This is a genomic window from Pseudomonas sp. P110(2024), from assembly GCF_057480795.1.
The window spans coordinates 13,572-28,759 of the sequence record NZ_JBLIYT010000008.1; the positions used below are offsets into that span (position 1 = coordinate 13,572).

At 66.0% G+C, this 15,188-nt stretch carries 14 protein-coding genes and 1 pseudogene; 9 read left to right on the forward strand and 6 right to left on the reverse strand.

Annotation, left to right across the window (positions count from 1 at the left end; genetic code table 11):
- Positions 1–149: 149 nt before the first annotated feature.
- From AC25ND_RS14010 to AC25ND_RS14030, 5 genes are read left to right on the forward strand one after another with little or no spacing between them, the layout of a single operon-like run.
- Complete coding sequence (locus AC25ND_RS14010) at positions 150–587, forward strand: MarR family winged helix-turn-helix transcriptional regulator (protein WP_028689248.1); 438 nt, start codon at positions 150–152, stop codon at positions 585–587.
- Positions 584–2,671 carry an FUSC family protein gene (locus AC25ND_RS14015; RefSeq protein ID WP_062362655.1) on the forward strand — a complete coding sequence of 696 codons (2,088 nt, stop codon included), beginning with the start codon at positions 584–586 and terminating at the stop codon, positions 2,669–2,671. Before AC25ND_RS14010 ends, AC25ND_RS14015 begins: the two co-directional genes overlap by 4 nt.
- Positions 2,668–2,880 (forward strand): DUF1656 domain-containing protein, encoded by a 213-nt coding sequence (locus AC25ND_RS14020; protein WP_016392395.1) that lies wholly within the window; start codon positions 2,668–2,670, stop codon positions 2,878–2,880. Before AC25ND_RS14015 ends, AC25ND_RS14020 begins: the two co-directional genes overlap by 4 nt.
- Complete coding sequence (locus AC25ND_RS14025) at positions 2,877–3,752, forward strand: efflux RND transporter periplasmic adaptor subunit (protein ID WP_028689246.1); 876 nt, start codon at positions 2,877–2,879, stop codon at positions 3,750–3,752. Before AC25ND_RS14020 ends, AC25ND_RS14025 begins: the two co-directional genes overlap by 4 nt.
- A complete protein-coding gene (locus AC25ND_RS14030) occupies positions 3,749–5,167 on the forward strand; it encodes an efflux transporter outer membrane subunit (protein ID WP_028689245.1) in 1,419 nt (472 codons plus the stop codon). The genes AC25ND_RS14025 and AC25ND_RS14030 overlap by 4 nt, the downstream gene beginning before the upstream one ends.
- Before the next feature lie 48 nt (positions 5,168–5,215).
- On the opposite strand, the gene AC25ND_RS14035 is transcribed toward AC25ND_RS14030, so the two are convergent.
- From AC25ND_RS14035 to AC25ND_RS14050, 4 genes are read right to left on the reverse strand one after another with little or no spacing between them, the layout of a single operon-like run.
- Complete coding sequence (locus AC25ND_RS14035) at positions 5,216–5,959, reverse strand: hypothetical protein (RefSeq protein WP_028689244.1); 744 nt, start codon at positions 5,957–5,959, stop codon at positions 5,216–5,218.
- Positions 5,960–5,962: 3 nt separating this feature from the next.
- Positions 5,963–6,550 carry a penicillin-binding protein activator LpoB gene (gene lpoB, locus AC25ND_RS14040; protein ID WP_028689243.1) on the reverse strand — a complete coding sequence of 196 codons (588 nt, stop codon included), beginning with the start codon at positions 6,548–6,550 and terminating at the stop codon, positions 5,963–5,965.
- Positions 6,551–6,571: 21 nt separating this feature from the next.
- The gene (locus AC25ND_RS14045) at positions 6,572–6,940 is read right to left on the reverse strand and encodes a YcfL family putative periplasmic lipoprotein (protein ID WP_236248042.1); all 369 of its coding nucleotides are present in this window, start codon (positions 6,938–6,940) and stop codon (positions 6,572–6,574) included.
- Positions 6,941–6,954: 14 nt separating this feature from the next.
- Positions 6,955–8,346, reverse strand: a complete 1,392-nt coding sequence (locus tag AC25ND_RS14050) for a COG3014 family protein (RefSeq protein WP_236248043.1) — start codon at positions 8,344–8,346, stop codon at positions 6,955–6,957.
- 291 nt (positions 8,347–8,637) lie between these two features.
- Between AC25ND_RS14050 and AC25ND_RS14055 the strand changes: the two genes are divergently transcribed.
- Both AC25ND_RS14055 and AC25ND_RS14060 read left to right on the forward strand, forming a co-directional pair.
- Entirely contained in the window at positions 8,638–10,581 is a 1,944-nt protein-coding gene (locus tag AC25ND_RS14055) for a cytochrome c/FTR1 family iron permease (RefSeq protein ID WP_213882784.1), read from the forward strand.
- Between the two features lie 133 nt (positions 10,582–10,714).
- The gene (locus AC25ND_RS14060; protein ID WP_028689239.1) at positions 10,715–11,167 is read left to right on the forward strand and encodes a YaiI/YqxD family protein; all 453 of its coding nucleotides are present in this window, start codon (positions 10,715–10,717) and stop codon (positions 11,165–11,167) included.
- A gap of 234 nt (positions 11,168–11,401) precedes the next feature.
- Here the strand turns inward: AC25ND_RS14060 and elbB are convergent, their stop codons facing one another.
- Positions 11,402–12,067: an isoprenoid biosynthesis glyoxalase ElbB gene (gene elbB, locus AC25ND_RS14065; RefSeq protein WP_062362666.1), complete on the reverse strand. Its 666-nt coding sequence runs from the start codon at positions 12,065–12,067 to the stop codon at positions 11,402–11,404.
- A 113-nt stretch (positions 12,068–12,180) separates the two neighbouring features.
- Between elbB and AC25ND_RS14070 the strand changes: the two are divergent.
- Positions 12,181–12,807 (forward strand): annotated as a pseudogene (locus AC25ND_RS14070) (sterol desaturase family protein); the annotation flags it as partial.
- Between the two features lie 501 nt (positions 12,808–13,308).
- On the opposite strand, the gene AC25ND_RS14075 reads toward AC25ND_RS14070, so the two are convergent.
- Complete coding sequence (locus tag AC25ND_RS14075) at positions 13,309–13,953, reverse strand: DedA family protein (RefSeq protein ID WP_186594834.1); 645 nt, start codon at positions 13,951–13,953, stop codon at positions 13,309–13,311.
- 207 nt (positions 13,954–14,160) lie between these two features.
- On the opposite strand from AC25ND_RS14075, the gene hemB reads away from it, so the two are divergent.
- Complete coding sequence (hemB, locus tag AC25ND_RS14080) at positions 14,161–15,171, forward strand: porphobilinogen synthase (protein ID WP_028689236.1); 1,011 nt, start codon at positions 14,161–14,163, stop codon at positions 15,169–15,171.
- Positions 15,172–15,188: the final 17 nt, after the last annotated feature.

The window sequence follows — 15,188 nt, forward strand, 5'->3', positions numbered from 1 at the left end:
AAGGCCGCTCCAGGGATCGTGTTATCCGGCCAGATCGCGGGTAGATGAACAACCTTTCATCGTTTCCCTCCGTCACCCCCGGTTGACGACAGGGGTAGGGCAGGGCGTATATTGATAGTTAGCAAACTATGAATATCCTCGGTTCCCATATGTCCCTCGACGCACTGCACCTGAAAATCAGCAGCGGCATGGTCGTCGCTGCCCGTCATTGGCGGCGCCTTTGCCAGGGCGCCCTGACCGGCTACGGCATTTCCGAAGCCTGCGCCGTGCCGCTGCTGATGATCGTGCGCCTGGGCGACGGTGTGCATCAGGTGGCAGTGGCGCAGGCGGCCGGGCTGGAAAGCCCGTCGCTGGTGCGCCTGCTCGACCAGCTGTGCAAGGCCGGGCTGGTCTGCCGCAGCGAGGATCCGCTGGACCGCCGCGCCAAGGCCCTGAGCCTGACCGTCGAGGGGCGCGCCCTGGCGGAGTCCATCGAAGGCGAACTGGTGCGCCTGCGTCGTGAGGTGCTCGGCGGTATCGACCAGGCCGACCTGGACGCCACCTTGCGGGTGATCCAGGCGTTCGAAGCCGCGGGCGTGATGCCATGAGTGGCTTCTTCAGCTCCGTGCCCCCGGCCCGCGACTGGTTCTACGGCGTGCGCACCTTCGCCGCGTCGATGATCGCCCTGTACATCGCCTTGCTCATGCAGTTGCCGCGTCCCTACTGGGCCATGGCCACGGTGTACATCGTCTCCAGCCCGTTCCTCGGCCCCACCACCTCCAAGGCGCTTTACCGGGCCCTGGGTACGTTGCTGGGCGCCGGCGGAGCGATCCTACTGGTGCCGCCGCTGGTGCAGTCTCCGCTGCTGCTGAGCATTGCCATCGCCCTGTGGACCGGCACCTTGCTGTTCCTTTCGTTGAACCTGCGCACGGCCAACAACTACGTGCTGATGCTGGCCGGCTATACCCTGCCGATGATCGCCCTGGCGGTGGTCGACAACCCGCTGGCGGTGTTCGACGTTGCCTCGTCCCGCGCCCAGGAGATCTGCCTGGGCATCGTCTGCGCGGCGGTGGTCGGCGCGATTTTCTGGCCGCGCCGGCTGGCGCCGGTGGTGGTGGGCGCGACCGGTAACTGGTTCGCCGAGGCGATCCGCTACAGCGATACCTACCTGGCCCGCGAGGCCAGCGCCGACAAGGTCGGCGGCATGCGTGGCGCGATGGTTGCCACCTTCAACTCGCTGGAATTGATGATCGGCCAGCTCGGCCACGAAGGCGCCGGCCCGCATACCCTGAAAAATGCCCGTGAGCTGCGTGGCCGGATGATCCACCTGTTGCCGGTGATCGATGCCCTGGACGACGCCCTGATCGCCCTCGAGGGCCGCGCCCCGGCCCAGTTCGCCCAGTTGAAACCGGTACTCGATGCTGCTCGTGAATGGCTCAAGGGCACTGCCGACAGCGCCTCGGTGGCGCGCTGGACCGCCCTTCACGAGCGGATCGACCGCCTGCAGCCCGGCGCCGCCGCCATCGACCAGCGCGCCGAACTGCTGTTGTCCAACGCCCTCTACCGGCTGACCGAATGGGCCGATCTCTGGCAGGACTGCTGCAGCTTGCAGCACGCCCTGCGCAAGGACGACGCCACGCCCTGGCGCGCGGTCTACCGTCACTGGCGCCTGGGCCGTCTGACGCCGTTCTTCGACCGTGGCCTGATGCTCTATTCGGTGTTCTCCACTGTCACCGCCATCATCGTCGCCTGCGGCCTGTGGATCGGTCTGGGCTGGAACGACGGCGCCAGCGCGGTGATCCTCGCCGCCGTGTCGTGCAGTTTCTTCGCCGCCATGGACGACCCGGCGCCGCAGATCTACCGGTTCTTCTTCTGGACCTTGATGTCGGTGATCTTCTCCAGCCTGTACCTGTTCCTGGTACTGCCCAACCTGCACGACTTTCCGATGCTGGTGCTGGCCTTCGCGGTGCCGTTCATCTGCGTCGGCACCCTGACCGTGCAGCCGCGTTTTTACCTCGGTACCCTGCTGACCATCGTCAACACTTCGACCTTCATCAGTATCCAGGGCGCCTACGACGCCGACTTCTTCACCTTCATCAACGCCAACCTGGCCGGTCCCGTGGGCCTGCTGTTCGCCTTCATCTGGACCCTGGTGGTGCGCCCGTTCGGCGTGGAGCTGGCGGCCAAGCGCATGACCCGCTTCACCTGGCGCGACATCGTCGAGATGACCGCGCCGGCCACCCTGGCCGAGCACCGCCAGGTCGGCGTGCAGATGCTCGACCGCCTGATGCAGCACCTGCCGCGCCTGTCGCAGACCGGCCAGGACAGCGGCGTGGCCCTGCGCGACCTGCGCGTGGGCCTGAACCTGCTCGACCTGCTGGCCTACCTGCCGCGCGCCGGCGCCGAGGCCCGCGAACGCCTGCGCACGGTGATCGAGGAGGTCGGCAGTCACTACGCCGCCTGCCTGCGTGCCGGCGAGCGCCTGCATGCCCCGGCGGCGCTGCTGCGCAACATGGAGCGTGCGCGCCTGGCGCTGAACCTGGACGAATTGTACGAACGCGGCGACGCCCGCACCCACCTGCTGCACGCCTTGAGCGGCCTGCGCCTGGCGCTGCTGCCGGGCGTGGAAGTGATGCTCGAGCCTGCCGAGCAAACGCAACTGCCCCCCGGACTCGACGGAGCGCCCCTGTGATCGGTGAACTGGATATCAGCGGGGTGTTCCTGCCCACGCTGCTGGTGATGATGTTTGGCACCTACCTGCTGTTCCTCGGGGTGCACGCGGTGCTGGTGCGCCTGCATTTCTACCGCCTGGTCTGGCACCGGGCGCTGTTCAACGTTGCCCTCTATGCCGTGCTGCTTGGCGCGGTGGACCACTTTTGCCGAAGCCTGATGCTGCCATGAAAAAACCTTTGCTGACCCTGGGCCGCGTGGTCCTGACCTTGCTGGTAGTGACCTTCGCCGCCGTGCTCGTGTGGCAGATGGTGGTGTACTACATGTTCGCCCCCTGGACCCGAGATGGGCATATCCGTGCCGACGTGATCCAGATCGCCCCGGATGTGTCCGGGCTGATCCAGAAGGTCGAGGTGCGTGACAACCAGACCATCAAGCGCGGTGACGTGCTGTTTACCATCGACCAGGACCGCTTCACCCTGGCCCTGCGCCAGGCCAAGGCGACCCTGGCCGAGCGCCAGGAAACCCTGGCCCAGGCCTCCCGCGAGGCGCAGCGCAACCGCAAGCTGGGCAACCTGGTGGCGGCCGAGCAGCTTGAAGAGAGCCAGTCCCGCGAGGCCCGCGCCCGCTCGGCGGTGAACGAGGCCCAGGTGCAGGTGGATGTGGCCCAGCTCAACCTCGACCGCTCGGTGGTGCGCAGCCCGGTGGACGGTTACCTCAACGACCGCGCCCCGCGTGCCCACGAGTTCGTCAGCGCCGGGCGTCCGGTGCTGTCGGTGGTCGACAGCGCCTCGTACCATGTCGATGGTTACTTCGAAGAGACCAAGCTGGGCGGTATCCATATCGGCGATGCCGTGGAGATCCGCGTGATGGGCGACAACACCCGACTGCGTGGCCGGGTACAGAGCCTGGCCGCCGGCATCGAAGACCGCGACCGCAGCAGCGGTGCCAACCTGCTGCCCAACGTCAACCCGGCGTTCAGCTGGGTGCGCCTGGCCCAGCGGATTCCGGTGCGCATCGCCTTCGATGAAGTGCCGGAAGACTTCCGCATGATCGCCGGACGCACCGCCACGGTGTCGATCATCGAGGGCCAGCATCCATGAAACAGCTGATCCTGGCCGGGCTGTGCCTGTCCCTGGGGGCCTGCATGATGGTCGGCCCTGACTACGAGCTGCCCAAGGACGCCGCCGTGCAGCGCGACGACCTCAATGGCCCGCTGCGCCAGGACGCCGACAGCGTGGTCTCGGCGCCGGTGCCCGAGGACTGGTGGCAGTTGTACCAGGATCAACGGCTCAACGAGCTGGTGCGCCAAGCCCTGAGCGCCAACACCGAACTGCGCGTGGCCGCCGCCAACATCGCCAAGGCCCGCGCCCAGGTGGAGGTGGCCGAATCCCAGGGGGGCTTCAACGGTGGAGTCAAGCTGGGCGCCCAGCGCCTGCAGGAGTCCGGCGAAGCGTTCCTGCTGCCGGAGAAAGTGCCGGTGGCCAATATCGGCGAAGCGATCATCAGCGCCAGCTACCAGTTCGACCTGTGGGGTACCTTCAAGCGCGGCACCGAGGCCGCCAAGGCCAACGCCGACGCGGTGCAGGCTGCCGCCGACACCGCGCGCATCACCCTGGTGGCCGATGTGGTCAAGGCCTATACCCAGGTGTGCTCGGCCAACGAGGAATACCACATCGCCCGAGAGTCGCTGGACCTGCAGCAGCAGAGCGTGCAACTGACCCAGCGCCTGCGCGACGCCGGGCGTGGCGACGAGACCCAGGTCACCCGTTCGCAGACCCAGTTCAAGTCCCTGCGCGCCGAACTGCCGCGCTTCAAGGCCGAGCGTGAGGCGGGCCTCTACACCCTTGCTGCGTTACTGGCCAAGCCGGTCGAGCAGTTGCCCGCCGGCACCGCCGATTGCGCCGAACTGCCCCACCTGTCGCAGCTGGTGCCGGTCGGTGACGGCGCGGCCCTGCTCAAGCGCCGCCCGGACGTGCGTCAGGCCGAGCGCCAGCTGGCGGCGGCCACCGCCAGCATCGGCGTGGCCACCGGCGCGCTGTACCCGGATATCAGCATCGGCGCCCAGGTGGGCACCATCGGCATCCTCGAGAACCTCGGCGAGCCGGCCACCAACCGTTGGGGCTTCGGTCCGCAGATAAGCTGGAACATCCCCACCAACGGCACCCGCGCGCGCATTCGCATGGCCGAAGCCTCGACCCAGGCGGCATTGGCGCATTTCGACGGGGTGGTGCTCAACGCCATTCGCGAAACCCAGACCCGCCTGGCGCAGTACAGCGCGCTGCTGGATCGGCGCGATGCCCTGGCCGAGGCAGAGCGTTCGGCCAAGGAGTCGGCGGACCAGACGCATCTGCGTTACCAGGTGGGGCGTGAGTCGTTCCTGGCGGACCTGCAGGCGACGCGGACCTATACAGACGTAAGGGCGCAGCTGGCGGCGGCCAACAGCCAGGTGGCGATGGGGCAGATAGGGGTGTTTCTGGCCTTGGGTGGCGGCTGGAAGGACAGTGCCAGGCCTTGATGATTCACCTGTAGGAGCGGCACAAGGCCGCTCCAGGGATTGTGTGGGTTAGTTCAGCACCCGCGCCGGCTCATCCGGCGGCAGGTTGTCCCGCCCACGCGGCTGCTTCGTCTGCCCAGGCACCGAACCGCCCAACTGCTCGGCCAGCTGCTGCGCCACATCCTCGCCCAGCGCCTTCGACACATCACGCACCACCCGCGGACGGTTCAGCGTCACGCGGCGGTCCTGGCCCTTCACCAGCTTGGTGTCCTGCCCCTCACCCATGGCGGTGAACGCCGAGGTGATCTCGTAGGTGCGGGTGTTGATCAGGCTGAAGTCGGCGACCACGGTCAGGCCCAGCACCGCCGAGTAGCTGTCGGTGTGGTCCAGCGAGTTGATGTCCTGCTGGAAGTCGATGTCCGACAGGGTGCCGAACAGCACGTAGTCGGCACCCTTGAACGCGCCATTCTTGATGCGGCGGATCACGTCGTAGACGTCTTCCTTCGAGTCGGCGGTATAAGGACGGCCCTGGACCAGCTGGAACATGCCGGTCTTGAGGATCTCACCTTTGATGTCGCCACCGAACTTGCGCAGCTCGGTCTGCTCGATGTAGCTGTTAAGGCTCTCGTACTCGCTGTAGCTCGACTGGCCGCTGGCGTGATACATGCCGGCCTGGCCGCTGCTCTGGGCGTTGATGGTGTGGATGTATTCCTCCACCTGCGCCTGGTAGGCCAGGTCGGTCACCGCCACCTTGGGGGCCGCCTGCGCGCCGAAGGCGCAGGCCAGGCCGATGATTGCCATCCATGCACGCATCGATCAGCGCTCCGTGGTCTTGCGGATTTCTTTTTCGTCCATCCACTCGGCCAGGCCGCTTTCCACGTCGATCAGCTGCAGGCTGAACTTGTAGAACACGTCCTTGTAGTCGCTGCTGCGCTTGACGATCGAGCTGATCGAGCCTTCCAGACGGTACTTGGCGGCGATCATGTTGCCGGTCTTGGCCACGGTCTTCTTCTTGTACAGACCGCTCTGGTTCTGCAGCTTGAGCTGGTCGACCTGGCTCTGCATGTCGGTGTTGTCGCTGGCGAAGCGGGCGGCGCCGGACTTCATCAGCTGGGTCTTGATGGAGGTGGTGATCTCGCGGGTATCGATGTACTCGCTGGTCTTGTTCTTGACGTCGTACACCTGCACCACCGGGCGGCCGTGCAGCACGCCGGACTGGGCCAGGGAGCGGGTCATGCTCTCGGCGATCATCTGCAGGTCGGTGGAGCCGAACTCGTTGGTCACCAGCTCGACGGCCTTGCTGTCGCCGTAGCTGATGTTCTTGCCGCCGAGTACCGGCGACGGGGTGCTGCAACCGCTGACCAGGGCAATGGCGATGGCGGCGAGGGAAAGGCGTGCAAACATGGAACGTGCTCCTGAAAGGGATTACCGGGTGTGGACTTCGAGGCGGAAGTCGCGGGCAGCGGGGCTCGGGGCGATGGCGGGCAGGAACTTGGCCTGCTTGCCGTACAACGGCAGGGCTTTCCAGCTCTCCTCGTCGGCCACCGGGAAACCGTCGCTGCCCAGCCAGGCGAAGCGGTAGAAGAGTGTCTGGTTGCTGCGGCTGGTGTTGGTCAGCGCCACGTTGACGGTGAGGTAGCCGTTCTCGCGGGCGACGCGCATCTGGCCGACTTCGATGTCATCCAGCTGGCCCATGGTCACCACCTTGCTGGCGGCGCTGCCAGGGGCTGGGGGCGGGGTGGCGCAGCCGGCCAGGAGGGCGACGGCGGCCAGTACGAGGCATGTTCTGCGCATGTTCGATCCTTGGGTTACTTGAGGCTGGCGACAGCGGTGGCTGCGGCCTGCGGGGCGACGACGACGGCCGGGCCGCCAGCGAATACGCGATTGCCGACCACGCGCAGGGTGACCACCTGGTAGGGGCGATCGACCTTCACGGTGACCTGGGTGCCGCCTAGGCTCGACGGCAGGCTCAGGTGGTGTTCGCCTGGCTTGAGGCGTACGCGGGCCACCTGGGTTTCGTCGGGCAGGGTGCGCCAGGTGCGGGTATCGGCGCCTTCCAGCACGGTGGAGGCGATGCCCACCACCAGCCCGGCCATCGGGTTGGTCTTGTTCAGGTTCTTCTGCGCCACGCCGCGGCTGATGGCGCGCACGCTGGTGCGCAGGATGATGCCCGGCATGTCGTCGCGCAGGGCGCGGCGCGACATGGCCGTGGTGCTGTTGAGCGCGGTCAGGGCCAGGGCCTTGTCGTTGAGCTGGATCTCGCCCAGGTGCGCGGTCGAGGTGTCTTCCTTGATGATCGGGAAGGACAGCGGGGTGATCACCAGGTTGTCCTGGATCGGCAGCGGCAGGGGAATGCGGATCGAGTCACGGGCCGGGGCCAGGCCGGTCTGCACCACGATCAGCACATCGCTTTCACCGGCCTTGGCGCTGTTCTTGTCCAGGTCGAGCAGCGCCTGGTCGAGCAGCGGCGTGTTCGGGCGCAGCTCGGCGGCCTTGCGGTAGCCCGGCGCGGCCAGGCCCTTCTCGCCGAGGGCCTCGTAGACATAGCCGGACAGGTAATGGCTGAAGGCGCTCTGGTAGCTGTTCTTCAGGCCGACCACCTCTGGGGCGTCGAGGCTGGCGACCGGGTAACCCTGCAGGTCCTTGTACTCGGTCTTGATGCCTTCCTTCTCGGCCTCTTCCTCGCGCTTGAGGTATTCCTTGTCGCGCAGCTCGGCGATGATCGCCTCACGCTCGTGGGTCTTCTTGATCTCGGTGCGGGCACCGTCGAAATCGTTCTGTACCAGCAGGTTCAGGGCCATCTGCGTGGTCAGCATGACTTTTTCGTAGTCATAGCCTTCGTAGCGGCGAACCTTGTCGTTGACCAGGTAGCTGCCGAACTGGCTCAGGTACTTGTCGGTGTCGAGCTTGACCGACTCTTCCCATTGGAACACCACGCTGTCGGCCGAGCGCCAGGCGTCCTGGCTGCCCTTGAGGTCACCCTTGGAGCGCAGCAGCTCGCCTTTTTCGAAGTAGTAGAGCAGGTCTTTCTGCTCGCCCTTGTTGTTGCTCTCGAGCAGGGCGAGGGCGGCGTCGACGTTGCCGGCGGCCAACTGCTTGTTGGTCTCCTGCAGTTCGCTGTCGTAGCTGCGGAACACCGAGCAGCCGGTGAGCTGCACGGCGGCGACCAGGGTCGCCAGGGTGAGGGCGCGGGATACCATCGGACTTCTTCTTTCCCTGAAACGGTTGGCCGCGTGGGCGGGGGCGGCAGATCCCTCTGTTTTATCGCCAGAACCTCTTGATGGAGGCGCCTTGATTGCTAATGGCTATTACGGCGGCGCGGGATTATACCCAAAGTAGTAGTACGGTGATGGCGAATTGCTTCGCATTTTTGGCGCCGATGCCATCAGTTGGAAAAATGCATTCCCGGTCGGTGCATTCCGTCAATTTGTCTCAAGATTTTTCATGAAATCTGCCCATGAGCCTTGAGCAGGGGAGAGTGGAAGTGAACAATGTTCTCTTTCGTATTTCCGTCGAGATTGGCCATGACTTCCCGTTCCCGTCTGCTTGCCTGGCTGCCTGCCCTGCTGTTTGGCCCGGTGCTGGCCCTGTGCAGCACCCCGACGCTGGCCGAAGCAACCGCCGAGGCGACCAAGGCGCTGCACCTGCTGGATTACATCGGTGCCGACTATCCGCCGACCGTACGCGACGGCAAGGTGGTGGACGACGGGGAATACCGCGAGCAGCAGGAGTTCAGCGGCGTGCTGGCCGAGCTGGTCAAGGGCCTGCCCGCGCATGCCGAGCACGGTGCCCTCGAGCAGGGTGTGCAGAGCCTGCGCGAGGCCATCGACCAGCGTCAGGACGGCGCCGCTGTTGCCCGCCAGGCCCGCCAACTGGGGGCGCGTCTGGCAGTGGCTTACGAGGTCAGCCAGGCCCCGGTGATCACCCCGGACCCAGCCCGCGGCGCGGCGCTGTATGCGCAGAACTGCGCGATCTGCCACGGTGACACCGGCCTGGGCGACGGCCCGGCCGGCATCGGCCTGGAGCCTGCGCCGGCCGACCTGCGCGATACCAGGCGCCTTGACCAGTTGAGCCTGTTCGACCTGTACAACACACTCGGGCTGGGCATTGAAGGCACCGAGATGCCGTCGTTCGCCGAACAACTCGACGAGCGCCAGCGCTGGGACGTGGCGGCCTACATCGCCAGCTTCACCGCCGACCCGCAGGCGGCCAAGGGCGACAAGACCTGGAACATCGCCGACCTGGCCCGGCAGACTCCGGCCGAAGTCGCCGCCAGCGAAGGCGCGGATGCCGTGGCCGCGTTCCGCGCCCAGCGCGCGCAGCCGCCGCAGGTCAAGCGCGGCCCGGCGCAGTTGCTCGAATACACCTCCAGTACCCTGGACAAGAGCCTGGCGGCCTACCGCGCCGGCGACCACGATCAAGCCTACGATTTGTCGGTGGCGGCCTACCTGGAAGGCTTCGAGCTGGTGGAAAGCTCGCTCGACAACATCGACGCCCAGGCCCGCAAGGACACGGAAAAGTCACTGATGGCCTACCGTCAGTCGTTGCAGGACGGCCTGCCGGTGGCCCAGGCCGAAAAGCGTCTGGCCGAGGCCAAGGCCAGGCTGGAGCAGGCCTCCAAGCTGCTGGGCAGCGATGGCCTGAGCTGGTCGTTGAGCTACGTCTCCGGCCTGCTGATCCTGCTGCGCGAGGGCCTGGAGGCGATCCTGGTGCTGTCGGCGATCCTGGCCTTCCTGCGCAACACCGGTCAGCAGTCGGCGGTGCGCAGCGTCAATATCGGCTGGGGCCTGGCGCTGGTCGCCGGCTTCGCCACCTGGGCCCTGGCGGCCTATGTGATCGACGTCGGCGGTGCGCAGCGGGAACTGCTCGAAGGTTGTACGGCGCTGTTCGCCGCGGTGATGGTGCTGTGGCTCGGGGTGTGGATGCACGATCGACGTCACGCCGCCGCCTGGCAGGACTACATCAAGCGCAGCCTGGTCACTGGCGGCGGGCGCTTCGGCTTTGCCTTGCTGGCGTTCTTCTCGGTGTACCGCGAGCTGTTCGAGGTGATCCTGTTCTACGAGACCCTGTGGCTGCAGGCCGGCCCGGCTGGCCATCAGGCGGTGCTGGCCGGTGGCGCCACGGCGTTGGTGCTGCTGGTGGGCCTGGCCTGGGTGATCCTGCGCGGCTCGGCCAAGCTGCCGCTGTCGTTGTTCTTCAGCATCAACGCGGCGCTGTTGTGCGCGCTGTCGGTGGTGTTCGCCGGGCATGGCGTCAAGGCCCTGCAGGAAGCCGGGGTGTTGGGAACGCGGCCGGTGGCGTTCTTCGAGTTCGACTGGCTGGGGATTCATGCCGATGCCTATTCGCTGGGCGCGCAGGTCGTGGCGTTGCTGGCAATCGTGTTCCTCTACGGGCGCAGCCGGCTGGCCGAGAAGCGCCGGACAGCGGCCAGCTGAGATACTTCAGGGCCGTCATGCGGCCCCTCGCGACGTAAGGCCGCTCCACAGGCATACTGGCAGCTCTGTGGGAGCGGCCTTGTGTCGCGAAAGGAGGGCGCGGCCCTCCCAGCTATGCGAGGAAACGAAAGCAATGCGTGTATGGATCGATGCCGACGCCTGCCCCAAGGCGGCCAAGGACCTGATCGTCAAGTTCGCCCTCAAGCGCAAGCTCGAAGTGGTGATGGTGGCCGGCCAGCCGCAGATCAAGCCGGCCTTCGCCTGCGTGCGGCTGATCGTGGTGCCCAGCGGCATGGACGCGGCCGATGACTACCTGGTGGAGAACGCCGAGCCCGGCGAGCTGGTGATCTGCAGCGACGTGCCGCTGGCCGATCGCCTGATCAAGAAGGGCGTGGCGGCGCTGGATCCGCGCGGTCGCGAGTTCGACGAGCGCAACATGGGCGAGCGCCTGGCGGTACGCAACCTGTTCACCGAGCTGCGCGAGCAAGGTCAGGTTGGCGGTGGCCAGGCGCCCTATGGCGAGCGCGAGAAGCAGGCGTTCGCCAATGCGCTGGACCGCATTCTCACTCGCCTGTCCAAAGCCTGACGTTATCCCGGAAGCATCCGCCAAGCCTGTAGGAGCGGCCTTGTGTCGCGATGGGGCGCGTAGCGGCCCCAGGATCTTGGCATCATGCAAAATCGCCGGGGCGGCTACGCAGCCCATCGCGACACAAGGCCGCTCCCACAGGGACCGCAGCGGCTATGGGCTTGTGCTTTACCTGTAGCCGACGATGAGGCCGGTACGGGTAGCACAAGACAGTTGTCCCTGCACCAGCGTCTGTCAGTCGTTCTCGTGGGTCAGTTCCAGCACCCGATCCACCAGCTTGTAGATGCCACCCGCCGCCTCGCTGATCGACTTGGCCAGCATGTACGCCGGCGTGGTCACCAGCTTGCGCTGGGTATCCTCGACAATGTCGTGCACATCGCACTCCTCATGGGTGCCGCCCATCTTCACCACCGCCGCGCTGGTGCCGGCGTCGTTGCCGATGGTGCAGACCACGCCCGGCCCGTAGATCTTCGCTGCCAGGGCCGGCGAGATGCAGATCAGGCCAACGGGCTTGCCCGCCTCGGCGAAGGCCTCGGCCAGGGCCAGCACATCTGGCTGCACGCTGCACTTGTCGCCTTCGACGGCAAAGTTGGAGAGATTCTTGGCCGCGCCGAAGCCGCCTGGAACGATCAGGGCGTCGAAGTCTTCGGCTTTGGCTTCGCGAATGTCCTTCACCTCGCCACGGGCAATGCGCGCCGACTCCACCAGCACATTGCGCGATTCGGGCATCTCTTCCCCGGTCAGGTGGTCGATCACATGCATCTGCGCGATGTTCGGCGCGAAGCACTGCACCTGGGCGCCACGCTGGTCCAGGCGCAGCAGGGTGATCACGCTTTCGTGGATCTCGGCGCCGTCATACACGCCGCAACCGGACAGAATCACCGCAACTTTTTTTGTCATGCTCAATACTCCAGTGTCGAGGCGCTAAATGTCCTCTAGTTTGGCAGATGTAGCCATGGGATTTGCCCTTCGGCGGGCCTAATCTTCGTGGACAACCTTGGAGGTGGCCGTTCATGGACCTGATTCTGCTGGCCGTGCCGTTCTTCTTCGTACTGATCGCGGTGGAGCTGATCGCCGACCGCGTGCGCGGCCGGCGCAACTACCAGCTCGCCGACTCGATCAACAGCCTGAGCACCGGCGCGCTGTCCACCAGCACCGGGTTGCTGACCAAAGGGGTGGGGCTGGTCACCTATGCCCTTGCCTGGGAACACCTGGCTTGGCTGCGGCTGCCGGCCGATGCCTGGTGGGTGTGGGTGGTCGCCTTCGTGCTCTACGACCTCTGCTACTACTGGCTGCACCGCATGGGCCATGAGCGCAACGTCTTGTGGGCCGCGCACTCGGTGCATCACCAGAGCGAGGAGTACAACCTGACCACCGCCCTGCGCCAGACCAGCAGCGGCTTCCTGTTCTCCTGGCTCTTCTACCTGCCGCTGGCGCTGCTGGGCGTGCCGCCCCTGGTGTTCATCACCGTGGCGTCGCTGAACCTGCTGTACCAGTTCTGGGTGCACACCCGCCATGTGCCCAAGCTGGGCTGGCTGGAGTGGATCTTCATCACGCCGTCCAACCATCGCGTCCACCATGCGCAGAATCCTTTGTACTTGGATCGCAACTACGGCGGCGTGTTCATAATCTGGGACCGGTTGTTCGGCACCTTCCAGGAGGAGGACGAACGCGAGCCTGTGATCTTCGGAGTAACCACGCCGCTGGCCAGCTGGAACCCGCTGTGGGCCAACGTGCAGTTCTACGCCCAGCTCTGGCACGACGCTCGTCGCGCCGGCAGTTGGTGGGACAAGTTGCGCATCTGGTTCATGCCCACTGGCTGGCGCCCGGCGGATGTGGCCGCCGCTGATCCACAGCCCAAGCAGGACCTGGCGGCGTTTCGCAAGTTCGCGATCCCTCTGGGCGGCGCGCAGCAGCTTTACGTCACCGTGCAGTTCGCGGTCTACGTGGCGCTGGGCAGTTATCTGATGGAGGTGGCGGAGCACGTGGCGTCCGCGGCCCTGGTGCTGGGCTGGACGGTGATGGCGTTCGGGCTGTTCGTGTTGGGCGTGGCGCTGGAGGACCGGCCGTGGGCGGGGCGCCTGGAGATCGTGCGGCTGCTGTCGAATGCGCCGGCGCTGTATCTGGCCGGCGCGCTTGGCTTAGTGCTGGTCACGCCCATGTTCTGGTTGCTGCTCCTGGTTTACAGCCTGCTCAGCCTCGGCGGCCTGGCCCTCTGCCGCCGCGCGGCGCTCGGCGCGGAGGTTGCGAAAACGCCGGCGCAGCCAGAGCAGCAGGCCCAGCACCAGCAGGCCGCCGAGCACCCATAGCTCGTATTTCTTGATGCTGCCGAGCATGCCTTCGAGAATGGCGCCGAAGTGGTAGGCGGCCAGGCCCAGGGCCAGGGCCCACACCGCGGCACCGATACCGTTTAGCAGCAGGTAGCGGCGCGGCGGGTAGCCGGACAGGCCGATGGCCACCGGCATTACCGTGCGCAGGCCGTAGACGAAACGGAAACTCAGCACCCAGATATCCGGATGGCGGCGGATGTGCTCCAGTGCTCGGTCACCCATGGCCTGCCAGCGCGGCTTGCGGGCGAGGATCTTGCGCCCGTGGCGGCGGCCCATGAAGTACCACAGCTGGTCACCGGCGTAGCTGCCGCAGAAGGCCACCAAGACCACCAGCTTGATGTCCATGTATTCGCGGAACGCAAGAAAGCCCGCGAGCACCAGTATGGTCTCGCCCTCGAAGAACGTGCCGAGAAAAAGGGCAAAGTAGCCGAAATCGTTCAGGAATTGTTGAAGCATTTTCTGGCGTGCTGGCGAAATGAACGCGCAGCCTACCCCTTCGGGCGCGTTGGGGAAAGTGTCCAAATGTGTCTCGACGTGAAGATTCCCTGCAACGACAATGGCTGCGGCCACAAGTCGCAGGGTTGCCCAAGGATGTAACACAGGCGTCATAATGGCCGCTTATAACTGTCGCGCTGCCCGCCCGCGCGGGCTCAGGAGTCTGCCGTGAGCTTTACCCCCGCCAACCGTCTGTTTCCTGCTACCCGCCTGCGTCGCAACCGCCGGGACGCGTTCTCCCGTCGCCTGGTTCGCGAAAACACCCTGACCGTCGATGACCTGATTCTTCCGGTATTCGTGCTGGACGGCGAGGGCCGTCGGGAAGAAGTACCGTCCATGCCGGGCGTCGAGCGCCTGTCGATCGACCTGCTGCTGGAAGCCGCACAGGGCTGGGTGGAGCTGGGTATTCCGGCGCTGGCGCTGTTCCCGGTGACCCCGACCGAGAAAAAGTCCCTCGACGGCGCCGAAGCCTGGAACCCGGACGGCATCGCCCAGCGCGCCACCCGCGCCCTGCGTGCCCGCTTCCCGGAGCTGGGGGTGATCACCGACGTGGCCCTGGACCCGTTCACCACCCACGGTCAGGACGGCATCCTCGATGAAGAGGGTTACGTGCAGAACGACATCACCGTCGAGGCCCTGGTCCGCCAGGCGCTGTCTCACGCCGAGGCCGGCGCCCAGGTGGTGGCCCCGTCGGACATGATGGACGGTCGTCTCGGCGCGATCCGCCAGGCCCTGGAAGAAGCCGGCTACGTAAACGTGCGCATCATGGCCTACTCGGCCAAGTACGCCAGCGCCTACTACGGCCCGTTCCGCGACGCGGTCGGCTCGGCGCTGAACCTGGGCAAGGCCAACAAGGCTTCCTACCAGATGGACCCGGCCAACAGCGACGAAGCCCTGCACGAAGTGGCCACCGACCTCGCCGAAGGCGCCGACATGGTCATGGTCAAGCCGGGCATGCCGTACCTGGATATCGTTCACCGAGTGAAAGCCGAGTTCAAGGTGCCGACCTTTGCCTACCAGGTCAGCGGCGAGTACGCCATGCACATGGCCGCCATCCAGAACGGCTGGCTGAGCGAGGCCGTGATCCTCGAATCCCTCACCGCTTTCAAACGGGCAGGCGCTGATGGCATCCTGACCTATTTCGCCGTGCGTGCCGCTCAATTGATGAGAGGGCAGTAACGCCCTCCAGGAACGTC